The 20,120-nt window shown below is 60.1% G+C and carries 18 protein-coding genes; 5 read left to right on the top strand and 13 right to left on the bottom strand.

Translation table 11 applies throughout. The annotated features are described in order from the left end of the window. On the bottom strand, positions 1 to 874 hold an 874-nt coding region (ilvA, locus tag NJC38_RS21885; RefSeq protein ID WP_253117065.1), incomplete at its 3' end, for a threonine ammonia-lyase, biosynthetic. A gap of 154 nt (positions 875 to 1,028) precedes the next feature. Between ilvA and rpiA the strand changes: the two genes are divergently transcribed. Continuing rightward, complete coding sequence (rpiA, locus tag NJC38_RS21880) at positions 1,029 to 1,700, top strand: ribose-5-phosphate isomerase RpiA (RefSeq protein ID WP_253117061.1); 672 nt, start codon at positions 1,029 to 1,031, stop codon at positions 1,698 to 1,700. A gap of 78 nt (positions 1,701 to 1,778) precedes the next feature. On the opposite strand, the gene NJC38_RS21875 is transcribed toward rpiA, so the two are convergent. The 4 genes from NJC38_RS21875 to NJC38_RS21860 all read right to left on the bottom strand — a co-directional run bounded on the left by NJC38_RS21875 (position 1,779) and on the right by NJC38_RS21860 (position 6,128). Continuing rightward, on the bottom strand, positions 1,779 to 2,684 hold the full coding sequence (locus NJC38_RS21875) for an SdiA-regulated domain-containing protein (RefSeq protein WP_253117060.1): 906 nt from the start codon (positions 2,682 to 2,684) through the stop codon (positions 1,779 to 1,781). A 97-nt stretch (positions 2,685 to 2,781) separates the two neighbouring features. Beyond that, positions 2,782 to 3,714, bottom strand: coding sequence for an SdiA-regulated domain-containing protein (locus NJC38_RS21870; RefSeq protein WP_253117059.1), 933 nt, complete (start codon positions 3,712 to 3,714; stop codon positions 2,782 to 2,784). 333 nt (positions 3,715 to 4,047) lie between these two features. After that, entirely contained in the window at positions 4,048 to 4,713 is a 666-nt protein-coding gene (locus tag NJC38_RS21865; protein WP_045485830.1) for a fumarylacetoacetate hydrolase family protein, read from the bottom strand. 20 nt (positions 4,714 to 4,733) lie between these two features. Further along, positions 4,734 to 6,128: an FAD-binding oxidoreductase gene (locus tag NJC38_RS21860; RefSeq protein ID WP_253117058.1), complete on the bottom strand. Its 1,395-nt coding sequence runs from the start codon at positions 6,126 to 6,128 to the stop codon at positions 4,734 to 4,736. A gap of 198 nt (positions 6,129 to 6,326) precedes the next feature. Here NJC38_RS21860 and serA point away from each other — a divergent pair, with 198 nt between their 5' ends. Continuing rightward, positions 6,327 to 7,556, top strand: coding sequence for a phosphoglycerate dehydrogenase (serA, locus tag NJC38_RS21855; protein ID WP_253117057.1), 1,230 nt, complete (start codon positions 6,327 to 6,329; stop codon positions 7,554 to 7,556). A 135-nt stretch (positions 7,557 to 7,691) separates the two neighbouring features. After that, positions 7,692 to 8,201, top strand: coding sequence for a GNAT family N-acetyltransferase (locus tag NJC38_RS21850; RefSeq protein WP_253117056.1), 510 nt, complete (start codon positions 7,692 to 7,694; stop codon positions 8,199 to 8,201). Between the two features lie 109 nt (positions 8,202 to 8,310). Here NJC38_RS21850 and NJC38_RS21845 read toward each other — a convergent pair whose 3' ends face one another. The 6 genes from NJC38_RS21845 to dibA form a co-directional block, all read right to left on the bottom strand. Beyond that, entirely contained in the window at positions 8,311 to 9,300 is a 990-nt protein-coding gene (locus NJC38_RS21845) for a sulfate/molybdate ABC transporter ATP-binding protein (RefSeq protein ID WP_045485820.1), read from the bottom strand. A gap of 3 nt (positions 9,301 to 9,303) precedes the next feature. Beyond that, complete coding sequence (gene cysW / locus NJC38_RS21840; protein WP_045485817.1) at positions 9,304 to 10,176, bottom strand: sulfate ABC transporter permease subunit CysW; 873 nt, start codon at positions 10,174 to 10,176, stop codon at positions 9,304 to 9,306. A gap of 13 nt (positions 10,177 to 10,189) precedes the next feature. Next, positions 10,190 to 11,011 carry a sulfate ABC transporter permease subunit CysT gene (cysT, locus tag NJC38_RS21835; RefSeq protein ID WP_045485814.1) on the bottom strand — a complete coding sequence of 274 codons (822 nt, stop codon included), beginning with the start codon at positions 11,009 to 11,011 and terminating at the stop codon, positions 10,190 to 10,192. A gap of 97 nt (positions 11,012 to 11,108) precedes the next feature. Continuing rightward, entirely contained in the window at positions 11,109 to 12,113 is a 1,005-nt protein-coding gene (locus NJC38_RS21830; protein WP_253117055.1) for a sulfate ABC transporter substrate-binding protein, read from the bottom strand. 156 nt (positions 12,114 to 12,269) lie between these two features. Then, on the bottom strand, positions 12,270 to 12,452 hold the full coding sequence (gene oscA, locus NJC38_RS21825) for a sulfur starvation response protein OscA (RefSeq protein WP_045485807.1): 183 nt from the start codon (positions 12,450 to 12,452) through the stop codon (positions 12,270 to 12,272). Positions 12,453 to 12,641: 189 nt separating this feature from the next. Continuing rightward, on the bottom strand, positions 12,642 to 14,573 hold the full coding sequence (gene dibA / locus NJC38_RS21820; RefSeq protein ID WP_253117054.1) for a phosphodiesterase DibA: 1,932 nt from the start codon (positions 14,571 to 14,573) through the stop codon (positions 12,642 to 12,644). A gap of 155 nt (positions 14,574 to 14,728) precedes the next feature. Here dibA and desA point away from each other — a divergent pair, with 155 nt between their 5' ends. Both desA and NJC38_RS21810 read left to right on the top strand, forming a co-directional pair. After that, a complete protein-coding gene (gene desA / locus NJC38_RS21815) occupies positions 14,729 to 15,913 on the top strand; it encodes a delta-9 fatty acid desaturase DesA (protein ID WP_253117053.1) in 1,185 nt (394 codons plus the stop codon). 136 nt (positions 15,914 to 16,049) lie between these two features. Next, positions 16,050 to 17,042, top strand: coding sequence for a sensor domain-containing diguanylate cyclase (locus tag NJC38_RS21810; protein ID WP_253117052.1), 993 nt, complete (start codon positions 16,050 to 16,052; stop codon positions 17,040 to 17,042). A 175-nt stretch (positions 17,043 to 17,217) separates the two neighbouring features. Here the strand turns inward: NJC38_RS21810 and NJC38_RS21805 are convergent, their stop codons facing one another. Together NJC38_RS21805 and gabT are read right to left on the bottom strand one after the other, a co-directional pair. Continuing rightward, on the bottom strand, positions 17,218 to 18,597 hold the full coding sequence (locus tag NJC38_RS21805; RefSeq protein WP_253117051.1) for an HDOD domain-containing protein: 1,380 nt from the start codon (positions 18,595 to 18,597) through the stop codon (positions 17,218 to 17,220). Positions 18,598 to 18,721: 124 nt separating this feature from the next. Further along, complete coding sequence (gene gabT / locus NJC38_RS21800; protein ID WP_045485800.1) at positions 18,722 to 20,002, bottom strand: 4-aminobutyrate--2-oxoglutarate transaminase; 1,281 nt, start codon at positions 20,000 to 20,002, stop codon at positions 18,722 to 18,724. Positions 20,003 to 20,120: the final 118 nt, after the last annotated feature.

Below are 20,120 nucleotides of genomic sequence, written 5' to 3'. Positions count from 1 at the left end.
GCTCGACGTACTTCTTGATGCCCGCCACGCCCAGCGCACCGGCAGGCTCGGTGATCGAGCGGGTGTCGTCGTAAATGTCCTTGATCGCCGCGCAGATTTCGTCGCTGCTGACGGTGATCACCTCGTCCACGTAGTGCCGGCAGACCTCAAAGGTATGCTGACCGATCTGCGCCACCGCCACGCCATCGGCAAACAGCCCGACCTGGTTGAGCACCACCCGCTCGCCAGCAGCCAGGGCGGCCTGCAGGCAGTTGGAATCGTCCGGTTCGACGCCGATGATTTTGATTTCCGGGCGCAGGTATTTCACGTAGGCGGCAATGCCGGCGATCAGTCCGCCACCACCGACCGGGACAAAGATCGCGTCCAGTTGGCCGGGGTGCTGGCGCAGGATTTCCATGGCCACGGTGCCTTGCCCGGCGATGGTGTCGGGGTCGTCATAGGGGTGCACATAGACCAGCCCCTGTTCCTCGACCAGCCGCAGTGAATGGGCCAGCGCCTCCGGGAACGAGTCGCCATGCAGCACCACCTGGCCACCGCGCGAGCGCACGCCCTCGACCTTGATTTCCGGAGTGGTCTTGGGCATCACGATCACCGCCTTGATGCCCAGCTCCCGCGCCGCCAGGGCCAGGCCCTGGGCATGGTTGCCGGCTGAGGCAGTGACCACGCCACGGGCGGTCTCTGCCGCGCTCAGTTGCGCCAGCTTGTTGTAGGCGCCGCGGATCTTGAAGGAGAAAACCGGCTGCAGGTCTTCGCGCTTGAGCAGGATCTGGTTGCCGAGCCGCTCAGACAGCTGGCGAGCCCCCTGCAACGGGGTCTCGATGGCCACGTCGTAGACGCGGGAGGTGAGGATTTTCTTGACGTAGTGTTCAAGCATCGCGGCGACATCACAGACCAAAGTGGCAAGGTCGTGGAGTTTAACCCCTGCTCCCGACGCACGACCATACGAATGACAGGGCTTTACCATGCGGCCATCGTTATAATGGCAGCCCTTTTGACACTTTTTCCAAATTCGGCACCGTGGAGCCCGCATGACCCAGGATCAACTCAAACAGGCCGTCGCCCAGGCCGCCGTCGATTTCATCCTTCCCAAAATCGACAAGAAGAGCATCATCGGTGTCGGCACCGGCTCCACCGCCAACTGCTTTATCGATGCCCTGGCCAAACACAAAGTCGCCTTCGACGGCGCTGTCGCCAGCTCCGAGGCCACCGCCGCACGCTTGAAAGGCCACGGCATTCCGGTCTATGAACTCAATACCGTCAGCGACCTTGAGTTTTACATCGACGGCGCCGATGAAAGCGACGAGCACCTGAACCTGATCAAGGGTGGCGGCGCCGCCCTGACCCGCGAGAAGATCGTTGCCGCCGTGGCCAAGACCTTCATCTGCATTGCCGACGGCAGCAAGCTGGTCCCTGTGCTGGGCGCGTTCCCGCTGCCGGTCGAAGTCATCCCCATGGCCCGCAGCCACGTGGCCCGTGAACTGGTCAAGCTGGGCGGCGACCCGGTGTACCGTGAAGGCGTGCTGACCGACAACGGCAACATCATCCTCGACGTGCATAACCTGAGCATCACCAACCCGGTAGAACTCGAAAGCCAGATCAACGCCATTGTCGGAGTGGTCACCAACGGCCTGTTCGCTGCCCGCCCGGCCGACCTGCTGCTGCTGGGCACTGCCGAAGGTGTGAAGCGCCTGAGCCGCTGACAGGACGCTCGCAGGGGTTAAAGCGCCTGCGAGCCTCAACGCGTTTTGGCAGTCTCATAGGCCGCACCGCGCGCTCGTTTAAGGTTTACGAAACACATAAAACAGATTCGGCTCACTGACCAGGTACAGCGTGCCCGCGTCATCCATGGCGATGCCTTCAGCCTGTGGCACGGTCTTGCTCAGGCCCATCTGGCCTTTTTTCAGCGAGCTGCTGCCCACCGGGCGGCCTTCGATGTCCAGTTCCAGGATCTGTCGCGACTCATCTGACAGCGCCAGCAGGTGGCCGCTGCGCTCATCGAACTGCAGGCTGGACAAATCACGGACGAAGATTCCGGCATCGCGCTGGCGATTGGAGATCACTTCCAGAGATGTCGGAGTAGCCGGATCAAGCTTGGGGAAACCGCGTACTTCGATGATCTGCACCGGGTCGCGCTCTTTGGCGACAAACAGCCGCTGGCCCTTGGTGTCGTAAGCCAGCCCCTCGAAGCCTTTGTTATTACCGGCATTGAAGTCCAGGGTCAGGGTTTCGGCCTGGGCCGCGTCCAGGCTGCGGGTGTCGTCATTGACCTGCACCTGGATCAGCCGCTGGCGGCGCTCGTCGCTGATGACATAGACCCCCGGACGGATATATTCGACCGCTTCGGCATCGCCGAACCCATCCAGATGAATGCGCCGAACAATCCGGCCATCGAGGCTCAACTCGACCAGCTCGCTGTTCTGGTTGGTCACGGTGAACAGGGTCTTGCGGTCAGGATCGTAGCTCAGCGCCGAGACATCATCTTCCAGGCCCTCGATGACCTTGCCTTCAATCACCACCCGATACTCGCTCAGGCCAATGGCAGCGGTCGATTCCGATTGCCAGAACAGATTCCAGTTGAAGGTCGCACGCTCGACCAGACGAAACTCACGATTGGCCAGAAATGCCAGGGCAGCCAACAGCAATACAACGACAATCAACAGTTGCAGACGGATGAAACGACGCATTGCGATGACTCATGGACGGGAGGGAGGGCATTAGAACACGGCAATCTGAAGCCATCCTTAATGACAGCAGATTGCCATACAGGCATCGAGAGGAAAGTTACTTGTTGCTGAAGGAATAAAACAGGTTCGGCTCACTGACCATATACACCGTGCCCTGTTCGTCGATCGCGACGCCTTCGGCACGAGGAATGGTGTCTTTCAGACCGTTCACGCCACCCAGCAGGCTCATGAAGCTGACCTGCCGACCCTGCTCGTCCAGCTCCAGCAGCAGGTGCGAGTCGGCAGACAGCACCAGAACGTGACCGGTGCGTGGGTCGACGCTCAGTGCCGAGAGGTTGCGCACGTCGAGGTCGTACGGCTCAAGACGCTGTTTTTCACCGGCCAGCAGCGTACTGCCATCGCTTTTCCAGCTGAACATCGCCGCCGGGCGCTCCTGGCCGAGCAGCAATTGCTGACGCTTCGCGTCCCAGATCACGCCCTCGAAGCCCTTGTTCTTCTTCTCGGTATGGCCAAGGTCATATTTGACCGCATCGACCAGACGCAGGCGCGTGGTATCCGCATCGACCTTGATGATGCTCAGCAACTGTTGGCGCTCGTCGGTAATCGCCACCAGACCATTGCTCAGGACTGTCAGCCCTTCCGGGTTGCTCCAGCCTTCCATGGGGATTTTGCGCAGCACGTCGCCCTTGAGGCTCAGTTCGACCAGAAACGGATTCTTGCCCATCACCGCGAACAACGTTCGCGTGACCGGGTTATAGGCCAGGTCGCTGGCCTCATCATCAGCCATGCCTGGCAGCACCTTGGCATCGATGGTGACCTTGTAGTCCGGCAACCAGACGCTGGCATTGCGCTCGTCCTTGCTCTGCAGCGCTTCCTGCACCAGCAGCACGGCGCGGTCATCCCAATGCATGGCGTAGGCAACACCGTAAGCAATGGCCAATGCCAGCAGCACGCCGCTATACCACCGCGACCAGAAACGACGCGGCGAGGCGGCAGGTACTCTAGACAACGAAGACGACGGAATGGCCATTGAGGGCTCCTGATCGGGACGGGCAGCGCGTGACTCGGCACCCCGATCCTTGGGCACCTCTAAAAACTGCCTGCTGGCTGGACGCCTGCGGCGCTACGCGCGCCATCGCTGCGTTAAAACAGGCTCGGCATGCTCATTTACAACTCGTAAACGCCGCCGCCCCGCCTGTTTCTGCCTTGCGCTGACTGCCTCGCCTACGTTTTTAGAGGTGCCCCATGGGGTCGGAAGAATTATCCAGATCAGTTGTGAAAAAAACGCGAACAATAACCGCACAGCGTTGTCATGACACAAAAAAACCGCCCAAAGGCGGTTTCATTTTATGTCGCAGCCGATTTAGCGCACGGTGCTTTCGTAACGAGCCTGGCCGTCCAGTTCCAGTACGATCTGGTCGCCGGCCTGGAATGGACCCACACCCGCCGGGGTGCCGGTCATGATGATGTCACCGGCCTGCAGCGAGAAGTTGGCCGCCATGTGCTGGATCATCGGCACGATCGGGTTGAGCATCAGGCTGCTGTTGCCGTCCTGTACGACCTTGCCGTTGAGGGTCAGGCGAATGCCGATGTCCGTGAGGTCCGGGAAGGTCTCGGCAGGCACGAACGGTGCGATCACTGCTGCGCCGTCGAAGCATTTGGCCAGCTCCCACGGCAGGCCTTTCTCGCGCAGCCGCGACTGCACGTCGCGCAGGGTCAGGTCCAGGCCGGGGGCGAAGCCGCTGATGGCGTCGAGCACTTCTTCGGTCGATGGGTTCTTGCTCAGCGGCTTGCCCAGCAGCACGACGATCTCAGCCTCGTAATGGACGCTGCCACGGTCAGCCGGGATGCTGAAACTGTCTTCCAGCGGCACCACACTGCTGCCAGGCTTCATGAAAATCAGGGGCTCGGTGGGGACCGGGTTGCCCAGCTCCTTGGCGTGCTCGGCGTAGTTGCGGCCGATGCAGACCACTTTGCCCAACGGAAAGTGGATATTCGTTCCATCGACGTATTTGTGCTGGTAGCTCATGGGGTCTCCTGGGGACGCGGTTACAGGGCGAAAATTTTTCCGGGGTTCATGATGCCGTTGGGGTCAAACACCGCCTTTACAGCTTTCATGTATTCGATTTCGGCAGGCGAACGACTGTACGCCAGATAGTCGCGTTTGGTCATCCCCACGCCGTGCTCGGCAGAAATCGAGCCGTTGTACTTCTGCACGGTTTCGAACACCCAGGTATTGACCTTGGCGCAGGTGTCGAAAAACAGCTGATTGTCCATCTGCTCGGGCTTGAGGATATTCAGGTGCAGATTGCCGTCGCCAATGTGGCCGTACCACAGCACTTCAAAGTCGGGGTAGTGTTCGGCGACGATGGCATCGATCTCGGCCAGGAAAGCCGGGACTTTCGAGACCGTGACCGAGATGTCGTTCTTGTATGGAGTGAAATGCGAGATGGTTTCGGAGATGTACTCGCGTAGCTTCCACAGATTACGCAGTTGCTGTTCGCTCTGGCTCATGACCCCGTCCAGTACCCAGCCTTGCTCGACACAATGCTCGAAGGTTGCCAGGGCCTCATTGGCCAGGTCTTCGGTGGTGGCTTCGAACTCCAGCAGGGCGTAGAACGGGCACTGAGTGGCAAACGGTGCCGGCACATCGCCACGGGCCAACACTTTGCTCATCGAGGCGTGGGAAAAGAACTCGAACGCGGTGAGGTCCAGCTTGCCGTGAAAGGCATGCAGCACCGGCATGATCGAGTCGAAATCCGCTGCGCCAAGCACCATGGCGGTGAGGTTCTTCGGCGCACGCTCCAGACGCATGGTGGCTTCGACCACAAAGCCCAGCGTACCTTCGGCGCCGATGAACAGATGACGCAGGTCGTAGCCGGTGGCGTTCTTGAGCAGGTCCTTGTTCAGTTCCAGCAGTTCGCCCTTGCCGGTAACGACCTTCAGGCCCGCCACCCAGTTGCGGGTCATGCCGTAGCGAATGACTTTGATGCCACCGGCATTGGTGCCGATGTTGCCGCCGATCTGGCTGGAGCCTGACGAAGCGAAGTCCACTGGGTAATACAGGCCGTGCTCGGTGGCCAGATCCTGCAACTGCCGGGTGATCACCCCCGGCTGGCAAACCACGGTGCGATCCGTGCTGTTGACCTCCAGCACCTGATTCATGGCATCGAAGGACACCACCACCTCGCCATTGGCCGCCACCGCCGCCGCTGAAAGCCCGGTGCGCCCGCCCGACGGCACCAGGCCGATACGATGCCGGTTGGCCCAGCCCACGATGGCCTGGACCTGCTCGATGCTCTTGGGCAGGACAATGGCCAACGGTGCCGGCACGAACTGCTTGGTCCAGTCCTTGCCGTAGGTGTTCAGGGAGGCGGTATCGGTGAGGACTTTGGCAGGCGCGACCAGGGCCGCGAGTTCATGGATCAGGGCCGTCTGGGTCATGACTCAACTCTTGGTGAATTCATGGGCAACCTGAGAACCATTCATGCGCAAGCATGAGGTTTCAGGGGCTGGTTATGCTAGCATACGACGCCAACTTGCCAGTATGCGACGCGCCTGCCAAGGCTCTGACAGCGGTTCGCATGCATGGCTGAAGCTTTTTCAAGTGCCATTTATTTTTCGGGATACAGGTTAACGCAGATGAGCAAGGTTTCCCTCGACAAGAGCAAGATCAAGTTCCTTCTTCTCGAAGGTGTCCATCAATCGGCTGTCGATGTGCTCAAGGCCGCTGGTTATACCAGTATCGAGTATCACACCAAGTCACTGCCCGATGCCGAGCTCAAGGAAAAGATCGCCGATGCCCACTTCATCGGTATTCGCTCGCGCACCCAACTGACCGAAGAAATCTTCGATCACGCGAAGAAACTGGTCGCTGTCGGCTGCTTCTGCATCGGTACCAACCAGGTTGACCTGGACGCGGCCCGCGAGCGCGGTATCGCCGTGTTCAACGCTCCGTACTCCAACACCCGTTCGGTGGCCGAGCTGGTGCTGGCCGAGGCCATTCTGCTGCTGCGCGGCATCCCGGAAAAGAACGCCTCCTGCCACCGTGGCGGCTGGATCAAGAGCGCGGCGAACTCGTTCGAAATCCGTGGCAAGAAACTGGGCATCATCGGCTACGGCTCGATCGGCACCCAGTTGTCGGTTCTGGCAGAAAGCCTGGGCATGCAGGTGTTTTTCTTCGACCCGCTGACCAAGCTGCCACTGGGCAACGCCACCCAGGTCGCCAGCCTGAACGAATTGCTGGGCCTGGCAGACATCGTTTCCCTGCACGTTCCCGAGCTGCCGTCCACCCAGTGGATGATCGGCGAGAAAGAAATTCGCGCCATGAAAAAAGGCGCGATCCTGATCAACGCCGCGCGCGGTACTGTGGTTGAGCTGGAAGCCCTGGCTGCTGCGATCAAAGACCAGCACCTGATCGGCGCGGCCATCGACGTGTTCCCGGTCGAGCCACGCTCGAACGACGACATCTTCGAAAGCCCGCTGCGCGGCCTGGACAACGTCATCCTGACCCCGCACATCGGTGGCTCGACTGCCGAAGCCCAGGCCAACATCGGTCTGGAAGTCGCCGAGAAGCTGGTCAAGTACAGCGATAACGGTACGTCGGTATCGTCGGTCAACTTCCCTGAAGTCGCCCTGCCGGCCCACCCTGGCAAGCACCGCCTGCTGCACATCCACGAAAACGTGCCTGGCGTGCTGAGCGAGATCAACAAGGTCTTCGCCGAAAACGGCATCAACATCTCCGGCCAGTTCCTGCAGACCAACGAAAAGGTCGGCTACGTGGTGATCGACGTCGACGCCGAATATTCGGACCTTGCCCAGGAAAAACTGCAACAGGTCAAAGGCACCATTCGTTGCCGCGTCCTGTTCTAAGCCGCCTGGCGCAATAAAAAAGGAGACCCTCGGGTCTCCTTTTTCGTTTTCGGTGGGACGTGCTTGACCCGACGTACAATGGTGCCTTGGCGCAGCAGCATGGGCTGTCTGCCAGCTCAGTGAAGAGGTACTTGCATGCACCTGCCACCGATCATCCGCAAAGCCCTGCCGGCCGACATCCCTGGAATCCTCAGCCTGCAAAAAGCCAATCAGCAGTCCCAAGGCGGTAAGTTGTCGGCCGAGTTGCCGGCTGAGCGCCTTGCAGAAATGCTGAGCGACACAACGCAGATCGTGGCCTGCCGTGGTGAGCAGGTGGTCGGTTTCCTGCTGACCACTTCGCAGGCCATCAATCGCCGATACCCGGCTCCAGTGCTGGAAAAGACCATTGAAGCCTTTGGAGCCATCGAACCGGACACCTATATCTACGGCCCGGTCTGCGTCAGCGCAAGCGAGCGCGGCCAAGGGTTGGCACAACGCCTGTTCCAACGATTGCTAGAACTGGAGCCAGGTCGGCAGGGCGTGTTGTTCATCCGCGATGACAACCCGGCCTCCCTGAGCGCCCATCGCAAGATGGGCATGGCAAGCGTGGCACAGTTCCACTTCAAGGGCGGACTGTTCCACGTATTTGCCTACCGAGCCGCCTAACGTGAACGGGCAGAGCTGGCGAAACAACCAGTGAAGCCAAGCCATCTGTAGTAGATATGCCCTTGTACTCCCCCGCTCTGCTCGCTCACGAACAGCCTCGGCAGGGCCGTCAGATCGAAGGCACTTTCTGCCAGACCTTGGGCTTGAAGAACAGCACTTCGCCACGCGCCAGGCCCACCAGGCTGTCGTGGTCCTTGACCACTTCGGCTTCGATCAGGTCGCTCTGCCCTTCCACCTTCAGGGTTACCCGGGTCGTGGCGCCCAATGGGCGGATATCCCGGACTTCGGCCGCATGGTGGTCTTCCAGCTCCTGGCGCGACAACGACACTTCATGGGGACGGAACAGCAGGTGTTCGCTGTCACCCACGCTCATGCGGTTTGAATCGCCGAGGAAGTGATAGACGAAGTCGTTGGCCGGGAACTCGTAGACTTCACCGGGCGAGCCGATCTGTTCGATCACGCCCTTGTTCATCACCACGATCCGGTCAGCCACTTCCATGGCTTCTTCCTGGTCGTGGGTCACGAATACCGAAGTCAGGTTGATGTCTTCGTGCAGGCGGGCCAGCCAGCGACGCAGTTCCTTGCGCACCTTGGCATCCAGGGCACCGAACGGTTCGTCGAGCAGCAGTACCTTGGGCTCCACTGCCAGAGCGCGGGCCAGGGCGATTCGCTGACGCTGACCACCGGAGAGTTGCTCCGGGTAGCGGTCGGCCAGCCAGTCCAGTTGCACCATGTTCAGCAGTTCGTGAACCTTGGCCTTGATCTGGGTTTCGTTGGGCCGTTCGTTACGCGGCTTCATGCGCAAGCCGAAAGCGACGTTATCGAACACTGTCATATGGCGAAACAGCGCATAGTGCTGAAAAACAAAACCGACGTTGCGATCACGAACATCATGGCTGGACACGTCCTCGCCATGGAACACGATACTGCCCTGATCCGGGGTTTCCAGACCGGCGATGATCCGCAGCAAAGTGGTCTTGCCGCAGCCGGAAGGGCCGAGCAAGGCCACCAGTTCGCCGCTGTTGATGTCCAGATTGATGCTATCCAGCGCCTTGAAGGCATTGAAGTTCTTGCTGACGTTACGGACTTCGATCGACATGACTTATTCCTCCGCCGCGCTTTGGCGCAGACGGTTAATGCGTGATTCGCTCCACTGCTTGAGCAGCAGGATGAACAGCGCCAGGACCAGCAACAGACTCGCAACCGCGAAGGCCGCGACGTGGTTGTATTCGTTGTAGAGGATCTCGACGTGCAGCGGCAAGGTGTTGGTCACGCCACGGATGTGTCCGGACACCACCGACACCGCACCGAACTCGCCCATGGCCCGCGCGCTACACAGCACCACGCCATAGATCAGCCCCCACTTGATGTTCGGCAGGGTCACATGCCAGAACATCTGCCAGCCGTTGGCACCCAGCAGGCGCGCAGCCTCCTCCTCTTGAGTGCCCTGCTCCTGCATCAGCGGGATCAGTTCACGGGCGACGAAAGGCACGGTGACGAAGATGGTCGCCAGCACGATACCCGGCAGGGCAAACACGATCTGGATATCGTGATCCTGCAGCCAGGGGCCGAAAAAGCCCTGGGCGCCGAACATCAGCACATAGACCAGACCGGCGATGACCGGCGACACCGAGAACGGCAGGTCGATCAGGGTGACCAGGATACTTTTGCCCCGGAACGAGTACTTGCTGACGCACCAGGCCGCCGCCACCCCGAACACCAGGTTCAGTGGCACCGAGATCAGTACCGCGATCAGCGTAAGCTTGAGCGCCGATAGGGCATCAGGCTCGAAGATCGCCGCAAAGAACGTCCCCAGGCCATGCTTGAGGCCCTGGGATACCACGATGACCAGCGGCAGAGCCAGAAACAACAGAAAGACCAGCCAGCCGAGGCCGATCAGGATGCGGCGGGCCACCGGGCTGCCACGACGGGCGTCGTTGGCGGCACTGGCGGCGGAAACCGACGAATGAGACATGATGGTTCGCTCCTCAGTTCGGGGTTTCGATACGCCGCTGCAGCAGGTTGATCAGCAGCAGCAGGATGAAGGAAACCACCAGCATCATCACGCCGATGGCGGTGGCGCCGGTGTAGTCGTACTGGTCGAGCTTGACCATGATCAGCAAGGGCAGGATCTCGGTCTTCATCGGCATGTTGCCAGCGATGAAGATCACCGAACCGTACTCGCCCACACCACGGGCAAACGCCAGGGCGAAACCGGTCAGCCAGGCCGGCAGTAACGCCGGCAGCAGTACATGGCGTGCCACTTGCCAAGGGCGGGCACCCAGACAGGCGGCGGCTTCTTCGACTTCACGCGGGATGTCGGCCAGCACCGGCTGTACGGTACGCACCACGAACGGCAGGGTCACGAAGGTCAACGCCAGGGTAATACCCAGCGGCGTATAGGCGATCTTGAATCCCAGGTCAGTGGCGAACTGCCCGACCCAGCCATTGGGTGCATAAAGTGCGGTCAGCGCGATACCGGCGACAGCCGTGGGCAGGGCGAACGGCAAGTCGATCATCGCATCGATGATCTTGCGCCCCGGGAAGGTGTAACGCACCAGCACCCAGGCCAATAGGGTGCCGATCACACCATTGATGACGGCGGCGTAGAACGCCGTACCGAAACTCAGTTTCAGGGCCGCGATCACCCGTGGTGCGGTGATGATGGTCCAGAACTGATCCCAGGTCAGCTGCGCAGCATGAATGAACATCGCCGCCAGCGGTATTAGAACAATCAGACTGAGGTACACCAAGGTGTAGCCCAGCGTCAGCCCGAAGCCGGGTATGACGGGAGATATACGACGCGACATAAGAATCCCTGGTTTTACTGACAGCAAACCCGGGCATTAGCCCGGGCCCCTTGACCAAACCATGAACACCGCCCTGAGGCGGTGTCCTTGTGGCGACTCAATGCGCCTGATAGATCTGGTCGAACACACCGCCATCGTTGAAGAATTTCGGCTGCGCAGTTTTCCAGCCGCCAAAGTCTTTGTCGATGGTTACCAGTTCAAGTTTAGGGAATTGCTTCTCGAATTTCGCAGCGACTTCGGCATTACGCGGGCGGTAGAAATTCTTTGCCGCAATTTCCTGACCTGCCGGGCTGTACAAGTGTTTGAGATATTCAGTGGCAATCTCGGTGTTGCCCTTTCTTTCGGCGTTTTTGTCGACCACAGCCACCGGTGGCTCAGCAAGGATCGACAGCGAAGGCACGACGATTTCGAACTTGTCGGCACCGCCGTCTTCTTTCAGGGCCAGGAAGGCTTCGTTTTCCCAGGCCAGCAGCACGTCACCCTGACCGTTGTTGACGAAGGTGATGGTCGAGCCACGGGCACCGGTGTCCAGTACTGGCACGCGCTTGAACAGCTCAGTGACGTATTGCTTGGCCTTCTCTTCGCCGCCCTGCTTCAGGCCGTAGGCCCACGCCGCGAGGAAGTTCCAGCGTGCGCCGCCGCTGGTTTTCGGGTTCGGGGTAATCACCGAAACATCACCCTTGACCAGGTCCCCCCAGTCCTTGATGCCCTTGGGGTTGCCCTTGCGCACCAGGAACACGATGGTCGAGGTGTATGGCGTGCTGGCATCAGGCAGCTTGGTCTGCCAGTTCTCTGGCAGGGTCTTGCCCAGTTTGGCGATTTCGTCGATGTCACCGGCCAGTGCCAGAGTCACCACGTCAGCACGCAGACCGTCGATCACCGCACGGCCCTGTTTGCCGGAGCCACCGTGGGACTGCTTGATCTCGACTTTGTCACCGGCGTGGGTCGAGGTCCAGTGCTCGATGAATTCAGCGTTGTATTCCTGATACAGCTCACGGGTCGGGTCATAGGACACGTTGAGCAGCTCATAATCCTTGGCAACGGCGGAACCTGCGAATACGGCGCTCGCGAGAGCGGCCAGGGCAAAACGACGAATGGACATAAGATCAAGCTCCTGGAAAAACTGAGTATTGGCGTTCTTGGTTTGTACTTGGCGCGTCGACACCGCGAGCGATACCGCACGTTGCTTGGGGAAGGTGAACAGGAGTCAACATGACACCCTCCGGTTGACCAGTCGGATTAGCAAAAGCGGGGAAAATCAGCTGGGTTTGTTACCGGAGTTCTGCAGGCGGAATTTCTCTTTGCGCTCGATCTGCACAACCTGAGCGTTGTGCACGGTGATTTCGACGGCACCAAAACGCAGATCACGCAGGGCACTCTGGATTTCACGCAGAATGGCTGCCTCGTCCTGACCGTCAACGCTACGCAGAGTGGCGCTCATATTCATAACTCCTTGGAAAAGTGGCGGGTCCGCCGTTGCGACTGGGGAGCAACGGCTTGTGGCGTTGAGGCTATATTAGATAGGCAGAGTTATTCTTAAAAAGACTATTTAAGAATGCAGATATAACCAAAATGAATTTACCAATCGGCCTGCATCATGGGGTGCATTGCACACCCCGATGTCACTGCCTCAGACCGGTGTGAGGCCGAAGTCTGGCGCCTTGTACCAGTCGATCTGTGCCGCCGGCATCGGCTTGGCAAACCAGTAGCCCTGGCCCAGCTGACAGCCACTGTCGTATAGAAATGCCGCTTGCTCGGCGCTCTCGATGCCCTCGGCCAGCACCTGCATGCTCATGCTCCTGGCCAGCGCAATGATTGCCTGCACGATAGCGATATCGTCGTCATCAGCCGGCAGCCCGGCCACGAAACCCTGGTCGATCTTGAGCTTTTTCACCGGCATGCGTTTGAGGCGCAACAGCGAAGAGTAGCCGGTGCCAAAATCATCAATGGCCAGGCTCAGGCCCAGTTCACGCAAACGATGCAACTGCTCGATGGCTTGTTCCGGGTCGCTCATCACCGCGCTTTCGGTGACTTCCAGCTCCAGATACGCCGGGGCCAGCCCGGTCTGTTGCAGCACCCTGGCCACCTGCAGGTCCAGATCGCCGCTGCTGAACTGCCGACTGGAGATGTTCACGGCCACGAACGACACCGGCACTCCGTCAGCCTGCCACTGACGCATCTGGGTACAGGCCGCGCGCAACACCCAGTCATCGATATCGGCAATCAGCCCGCTCTGCTCGGCCACCGGAATGAACTCACCCGGCGAGACCATGCCGCGTTCAGGGTGCTCCCAGCGCACCAGTGCCTCAACGCCGCTGATCCGCCGCGTCGTCAGGTCATGCACGGGCTGGTAATAAACCCGCAGTTCCTGCTGCTCGATGGCGCGGCGCAACTCACTGGCCAGTTCGACCCGTTGCTGGGCATGCAGCGTCAGTTCTTCGGTGTACAGCGCATAACATTCGCGGCCGCGGCGCTTGGCCTTGAACAACGCGGCATCGGCATTGCGCAGCAGTTGTTCGGCCGATAGCGCATCATTAGGAAACAGGCTGATCCCGATACTGGTGGTCAGGAACAATTGCTGGCCCTCAATCAGGAACGGCGCATTGAAGGCATCAAGCACCTGTTGGGCAAGGCCGGCCGCCTGGATCATCTGCGGGCAATCCTTGAGCAACAGGGCAAACTCGTCGCCGCCCATGCGCGCCAGGGTCAGCTTGCTGGCGAACAGCCCGGACAACCGCTCAGCCACCGACCTCAAGACCAGATCACCGAGACTGTGTCCGAGGCTGTCATTGATATTCTTGAAATGGTCCAGGTCGATCAGCAGCACTGCGCAGCCACGCTTGACCGCCTGCGCCGCGGCAACCGCTTCGGTGGTGCGCTCAGTGAACAACAGACGGTTCGGCAAACCGGTCAGCGCATCAAAGTGCGCCAGTTGCAGGCGCTCCTGCTCAGAGCGCTTGATGGCTGAAAGGTCGGAGAACACCGCGACAAAATGCTTCACCTGCCCGCTACGCCCAGTAAGGCCGCGGATGCTCTGCCATTGCGGGTACACCTCGCCGCTCTTGCGCCGGTTCCAGATCTCGCCAGCCCAGTGCCCGTCCTGGGAGATGGCCTGGTACATCCGGGTGTAGAACGCTGTGTCGTGGCGACCGGATTTGAACTTGCTGGGATTAAAGCCCAACACCTCCTCCGGCTGATACCCGGTAATGTCGACAAACGCCCGGTTGACGTGAATGATCTGGCCCTTTTCATTAGTGACCAGAACACCTTCACGGGTGCTGTCGAAGACCGCCGCAGCAATGCGCAGCCGATCGTAGTCTTCATGCTGGCGGCGCAGCAGTTCGTCGGCGCCCAGCCATCGGAGCAGGCAGCCACGGTAGCTGAACAACACCAGGACGGTCAGCGCCACCCACAGGTAACCGCTCGTCTGCTGCCATTGGTGGAGCAACACCGGGTCAGTGAGCCATACAGGCACCGCATAACCGAAAATCAGCCACCACAAAAAGGTCAGCCAGCCATAGAAAATGGAGGCTCCCAGCGCTTTTCGCGTTAAATCCGTCATAAAAAAACACATATCCTTACAGGCGCCAGGATTATAAAACAAGAAACATCCTGCGACGCTTCCATGCTGCGACATCTGGTTTTCCGCTGCCGCTCAGAGATAATGGGCACTGTTCATTTTTTACTCACCCACCACTCGCGAGGGCACTACAGCCTATGGGGTACAACGGTTTACTCGACCTGTCCGTCTGGCAGTTGATTGCCGTCACGCTGGTCATGACCCACGTGACTATCATCAGTGTGACCGTCTATCTGCATCGCTATTCAGCGCACCGCTCGCTGGAGCTGAACGCAGGTCTCAAACACTTCTTCCGTTTCTGGCTGTGGCTCACCACTGGCCAGAACACTCGCGAGTGGACCGCCGTCCATCGCAAGCACCACGCCAAATGCGAAACCGTCGACGACCCGCACAGCCCGGTGATCAAAGGGCTGTCTACCGTGCTGCTCAAGGGCGCCGAGCTGTACCGGGCCGAGGCCAGCAACCAGGACACCCTGCGCCTGTATGGCAAAAACTGCCCCGACGACTGGATCGAGCGTAACCTCTACTCGCGTTACAAACTGCTGGGTATCGCGCTGATGGCGGTGATCGATCTGGCGCTGTTCGGCGTCCTGGGCATCACCGTCTGGGCAGTGCAGATGATGTGGATTCCCTTCTGGGCGGCCGGAGTGGTCAACGGCCTGGGCCATGCACTGGGCTACCGCAACTTCGAATGCCGTGATGCGGCGACCAACCTGGTCCCGTGGGGCATCGTCATCGGTGGTGAAGAACTGCACAACAACCACCACACTTACCCCAATTCGGCGAAGTTGTCGGTCAAACCCTGGGAGTTCGACATGGGCTGGGCATGGATCAAGGTGTTCAGCGCCTTGCGCCTGGCCAAGGTGCAGCGCGTCGCACCGGTTGCCCACCGGGTGCCCGGCAAACAACTGCTGGACCGCGACACCGCCACGGCGATTCTCAACAACCGCTTTCAGGTCATGGCACTGTACCGCAAGCAGGTCATTGGTCCGCTGGTCACCCAGGAACTGGCCAATGTCGACGCCTCGGTACGCCACCAGTTCCATCGCGCCAGACGCCTGCTGTCGCGCGAAACCAGCCTGCTCGACGAGCACCACCGCCAGCGTATCCAGGCCATGCTTGAGCACAGTCAGGCACTCAAGGTGATCTATGAAAAACGCCTGGCCCTGCAACAGATCTGGCTCAAGACCAGCAGCAACAGCCAGGACATGCTGGCGGCCATGAAGGTCTGGATTCACGAGGCCGAAACCAGCGGTATCCAGTCGCTGCGCGAGTTCGCCAACCAGCTCAAAACCTATTCGCTGCGTCCCGCCACCCAGTGAGCCGTTGATCGGTGCGCCCGAAAGGGCGCACCCTTGATGGAACTTTCTGGCGAAAAATCGCTCAAATCGACTATCCATTGCCTTACAAGAGACCCAACGACGCGAACTGTTTTGCGTGGTTCGCGACGACGTGCCCATGGAAAAATCGCCCCTTACTGCACCCATGCAGTCAGCCCACATGCCGGTTGCTGCCGAAACCCTGCTGGCGCTGATGCATGCCCAGGCCGAGGTCGCCCGGTTGAGTGAACGCGAGCAGTTGTTCAGTTCCCTGCTGGTCAGCGTCAACGCCGTGCTCTGGGCCTTCGACTGGGAAACCCAGCGGATGATCTATGTCAGCCCTGCCTACGAGCGGATCTTTGGCCGCTCAGCCGGCCTGCTGCTGGTCGACTATGCGCAGTGGCGCGACAGCATCTACCCGGACGACCTCAATTACGCAGAGCGCAGCCTCAGCGAAGTGATCGACAAGGGCGCCATCGAAGATCGTGAATACCGCATCATTCGCGCCGATGGCGAAGTGCGCTGGCTCAGCGATAAATGTTTTGTCAGCCAGCAGGCCGACGCCAGCCAACGCCTGATCGTGGTGGGCATTGCCGAAGACATCACCGAAAAAAAACGCCTGGAAGATGAACTGCAACGCCTGGCTACCACTGACGTACTGACCCAAAGCAGCAATCGCCGGCATTTTTTCGAGTGCGCCCAGCGCGAGTTCGAACTGGCCCGCCTGCAAGGCACACCGTTGTCGTTCCTGCTGCTGGATATCGATGACTTCAAGAAAATCAACGACACCTACGGTCATCAGACCGGCGACCTGGTGTTGCAGCGTATCGCCGAAAGCGGCCGCACCACGCTGCGCCGTGGCGACCTGTTCGGCCGAATCGGTGGCGAGGAGTTCGCGGCGATATTCCCCGGCTGCGCGGCAGACACGGCCTTGCAGATTGCCGAGCGCCTGCAACGGGAGATCCAGCGCCTGAGCTTCCAGCATGACGCCCAGAGCTTTGGCATCACCGCCAGCCAGGGCCTGACCAGCCTCACCGACAGCGACCAAAGCCTGGAAGCGCTGTACGGACGCGCCGATGAAGCGATGTATCAGGCCAAACGGCAGGGCAAGAACCAGATCGTGCTGGGCTGAGGCCCAATACTAGAAATCTCTGTGGAAACGGGCTTGCTCGTGAAGAGGCCATTAAAGCCACAGCATCTGCTGCGAATGTGCCGCCGTCTTCGCTAGCAAGCTAGCTCCCACCGGGGTATATATTGCCTAAGTAGGAGCTGCTTTAGCAGCGAAACATCTAGCCAGCAATTCCCAGCTACGGTTTTTCCGGGACGTCGCTCGACTCTACCGCTGGTGGATCCTCTTCGGCCGGCGGTTCCGGCTCCGGGGTCAGATCCAGCAGGTCCGGCAGATCGTCTTCCACAGGAGGCTGTTCTGCCTGGCTTTGCGCCGCCTGAACAATCGCCAGCAGGCTCGGGTCGACTACGCCAGTGAGCTTTTTACGCAAGCGCTGCAGGTCAGCGACGCTGAGTTTGAGCAGCCGCGCCGACTTGGACTTGACCAGCGGGTTGACGCTTTGCTGATCGGTCAGCCGGGCCATTTCACCGGCCAGGTTCATGGCCAGCACTTCACGGGTGAAGATCCCGGTGTTGTACTGATACACCGCTGCAATCAGCTCACGCAGTTCAAGCGGCAGACGCCAGCGTCGGCGCAGCGCAGAACCAAAGGCTGCCGAATACTGCTCCAGCATCTGGTTGATGGTGTCGTCATCGAGCTTGCCGCCATGCAGCAGCCACTCCTGCAAACAACCAATCACCGCCAGCTCACCGAGCGACTGCAACAATCCGGCGCTGAAGCAGCGCTCGGTGTTGAGCTCCAGCATACGCCCCAGAATCCGTGCGTAGTCGGCAGTACGCTGGGACATCAGCCACAGGTCGTTGGCTCGCGCCAACAGCCCGTCATGACTCAGGGTCGCGACCCGTTTCTTGCCCAGCCCGGCGACAATCTGCGCACTCTGCGTCGCCCCGAGCACCGCCAGCGAACCACCGAGCGTCTGCACCGGCTTGCCCAGATGCTGGGCGGCGGTGTTGGCAGCGGCAATCAGCACCGCAGTGATGTGCGGATCGTTGCGCAACTCCTGCTCAAGCAGATGGATGTCCAGCCCCTTGCTGGTGCGGCACAGCTGCAGGGCAGCCTCGACGTTTACACATAACGGCGCGCTGTCAGCCGTTTCACGGCGCTTGTCGAGAAACAGGGCCAGGGTCATGCCCGGCTGCATGCTCGGCCCAGCCGTCGAGCACTCCACCAGCAAGCCGCGCAGGCGCTGGAGCAACAGCTCATTGTTCAGCGGTTTGGTCAGGTAAGCCGTAGGCGCCAGCGGCAGTACTTCGCGCACGCTCGCGCTGTCACTGCGACTACTGAGCAGAATGAACGGAACCGGAGGTTGCCGACCCGTCTTGCGTACGCCACGCAACAGGCTCAGGCCGTCGATAGCAGGTAATTCACGGGCAGCAATGATCAGGTCAGGTACCTGTTTTTTCATCCATTCAACGGCTTGTCTGCCATCGCTACAGACTTCCAGTTCGACATCGTCACGTACGCTCAGGACCAGATCGCTGAGTGTTTCGCGAATCCAGGGATCGGACTCAGCGATCAACACCCTTGGCACCCCAAGTAAATCCACAGCCGTCATCATGACTCTCCGACATCGATGCGTTCACCTTAGCCAAAGCTGTCGTCCGGATATAGCCATATGCAGAAAAAATCCCCCCCACCAAATGAAAAAACCCGCCGAAGCGGGTTTTTTCATCAACTCAGGCTTACGCCAGTTCGTCGAAGCACTCGGCGACCAAGGCAATACCTTTTTCCAGTTGCGCGTCAGGGATGGTGACAGGCATCAGGAAGCGGATCACGTTGTAGTAAGTGCCGCACGACAGCAGGATCACGCCTTTCTCGCGAGCGCGAGCGACGATCTTGCCGACCAGCTCGGCGGCTGGCTTGCTGTGGTCACCGCCTTCGAACAGCTCAATGGCGATCATCGAACCCAGACCGCGCACGTCACCGATCACCTTGTGTTTCTCGGCAATCTTGTTCAGACCGGCCTTGAGCGTCTCGCCGACAGCCTTGGAGCGCTCCAGCAGGTTCTCTTCGTCGAACACCTTGAGCACGGCCAGAGCCGCCGCACAGGCGATCGGGCTGCCGGCATAAGTGCCGCCCAGACCGCCCGGCGCGATCTTGTCCATGATCTCGGCCTTGCCGCTGACGCCGGAGATCGGGAAGCCGCCGCCGACCGATTTGGCGAAGGTGGTCAGGTCCGGTACCACGCCCAGTTGCTCGGTGGCGAAGAAGGTGCCGGTGCGGCCCGCACCGGTCTGCACTTCGTCAGCCACCAGCAGGATGCCGTGCTGATCGCACAGCGCGCGCAGGCGCTTCATGAAGGCTGGCGAGTTGATGTAGAAACCGCCCTCGCCCTGCACCGGCTCGATGATGATCGCGGCGATGTCCTGTGGCTGGGCATCGTTCTTGAAGATCCGCTCGATGCTGGCGATGGACTCGTCTTCGCTCACACCGTGCAGCTCGCACGGCGCCAGAGCGCGGTACACACCGGCAGGCATCAGGCCCATACCAGCGGAGTACGGCGCGACCTTGCCGGTCAGCGACAGGGTCATCATGGTGCGGCCGTGGTAAGCGCCGGTGAAGGCGATCACGCCGGCACGGCCAGTGGCGGCACGGGCGATCTTCACGGCGTTCTCGACGGCTTCAGAGCCGGAGGTGACCAGCAGGGTTTTCTTGGCGAAATCACCCGGCACGCGCTTGGCGATTTCTTCACACAGTTCGATGTACGGCTCATAGGCCAGTACCTGGAAGCAGGTGTGCGACAGTTTGGTCAGCTGTTCCTGAACGGCAGCCACGACCTTGGGGTGCAGGTGGCCGGTGTTCAGTACTGCAATGCCGCCCGCAAAGTCGATGTACTCACGGCCTTCGACGTCCCACACAGTGGCGTTCTCGGCGCGCTCGGCGACAATCGGGTGGATCTGGCCGACACCACGTGGAACAGCGGCGGCACGGCGTTGCAGCAGGGATTCGTTGGTCTTGCTCATGGGGTCCTCATTCGCCGCTCATCGTCGGCGTGTTGCAAGGATTCAGCAGCAGGAAGAACCGGGCCAGCATACGATGATCGACTGGCGCGGCCTCTCGGCCACCATTACAGGTTGCGGT

The sequence above is a fragment of the Pseudomonas sp. 21LCFQ010 genome, assembly GCF_024129905.1.
GTDB lineage: Bacteria > Pseudomonadota > Gammaproteobacteria > Pseudomonadales > Pseudomonadaceae > Aquipseudomonas.
This window is presented reverse-complemented; position numbering and strand designations above follow the sequence as displayed.

What these genes read in the sequence shown, in the direction of transcription:
- desA (WP_253117053.1), top strand. Translation starts at nt 14,729, where the DNA reads ATGGGGTACAACGGTTTACTCGACCTGTCCGTCTGGCAGTTGATTGCC.
- NJC38_RS21845 (WP_045485820.1), bottom strand. Translation starts at nt 9,300, where the DNA reads ATGTCGATCGAAGTCCGTAACGTCAGCAAGAACTTCAATGCCTTCAAG.
- oscA (WP_045485807.1), bottom strand. Translation starts at nt 12,452, where the DNA reads ATGAGCGCCACTCTGCGTAGCGTTGACGGTCAGGACGAGGCAGCCATT.
- NJC38_RS21865 (WP_045485830.1), bottom strand. Translation starts at nt 4,713, where the DNA reads ATGAGCTACCAGCACAAATACGTCGATGGAACGAATATCCACTTTCCG.
- NJC38_RS21850 (WP_253117056.1), top strand. Translation starts at nt 7,692, where the DNA reads ATGCACCTGCCACCGATCATCCGCAAAGCCCTGCCGGCCGACATCCCT.
- serA (WP_253117057.1), top strand. Translation starts at nt 6,327, where the DNA reads ATGAGCAAGGTTTCCCTCGACAAGAGCAAGATCAAGTTCCTTCTTCTC.
- cysT (WP_045485814.1), bottom strand. Translation starts at nt 11,011, where the DNA reads ATGTCGCGTCGTATATCTCCCGTCATACCCGGCTTCGGGCTGACGCTG.
- gabT (WP_045485800.1), bottom strand. Translation starts at nt 20,002, where the DNA reads ATGAGCAAGACCAACGAATCCCTGCTGCAACGCCGTGCCGCCGCTGTT.
- NJC38_RS21810 (WP_253117052.1), top strand. Translation starts at nt 16,050, where the DNA reads ATGGAAAAATCGCCCCTTACTGCACCCATGCAGTCAGCCCACATGCCG.
- rpiA (WP_253117061.1), top strand. Translation starts at nt 1,029, where the DNA reads ATGACCCAGGATCAACTCAAACAGGCCGTCGCCCAGGCCGCCGTCGAT.
- NJC38_RS21875 (WP_253117060.1), bottom strand. Translation starts at nt 2,684, where the DNA reads ATGCGTCGTTTCATCCGTCTGCAACTGTTGATTGTCGTTGTATTGCTG.
- cysW (WP_045485817.1), bottom strand. Translation starts at nt 10,176, where the DNA reads ATGTCTCATTCGTCGGTTTCCGCCGCCAGTGCCGCCAACGACGCCCGT.
- NJC38_RS21870 (WP_253117059.1), bottom strand. Translation starts at nt 3,714, where the DNA reads ATGGCCATTCCGTCGTCTTCGTTGTCTAGAGTACCTGCCGCCTCGCCG.
- NJC38_RS21860 (WP_253117058.1), bottom strand. Translation starts at nt 6,128, where the DNA reads ATGACCCAGACGGCCCTGATCCATGAACTCGCGGCCCTGGTCGCGCCT.
- NJC38_RS21830 (WP_253117055.1), bottom strand. Translation starts at nt 12,113, where the DNA reads ATGTCCATTCGTCGTTTTGCCCTGGCCGCTCTCGCGAGCGCCGTATTC.
- dibA (WP_253117054.1), bottom strand. Translation starts at nt 14,573, where the DNA reads ATGACGGATTTAACGCGAAAAGCGCTGGGAGCCTCCATTTTCTATGGC.
- NJC38_RS21805 (WP_253117051.1), bottom strand. Translation starts at nt 18,597, where the DNA reads ATGATGACGGCTGTGGATTTACTTGGGGTGCCAAGGGTGTTGATCGCT.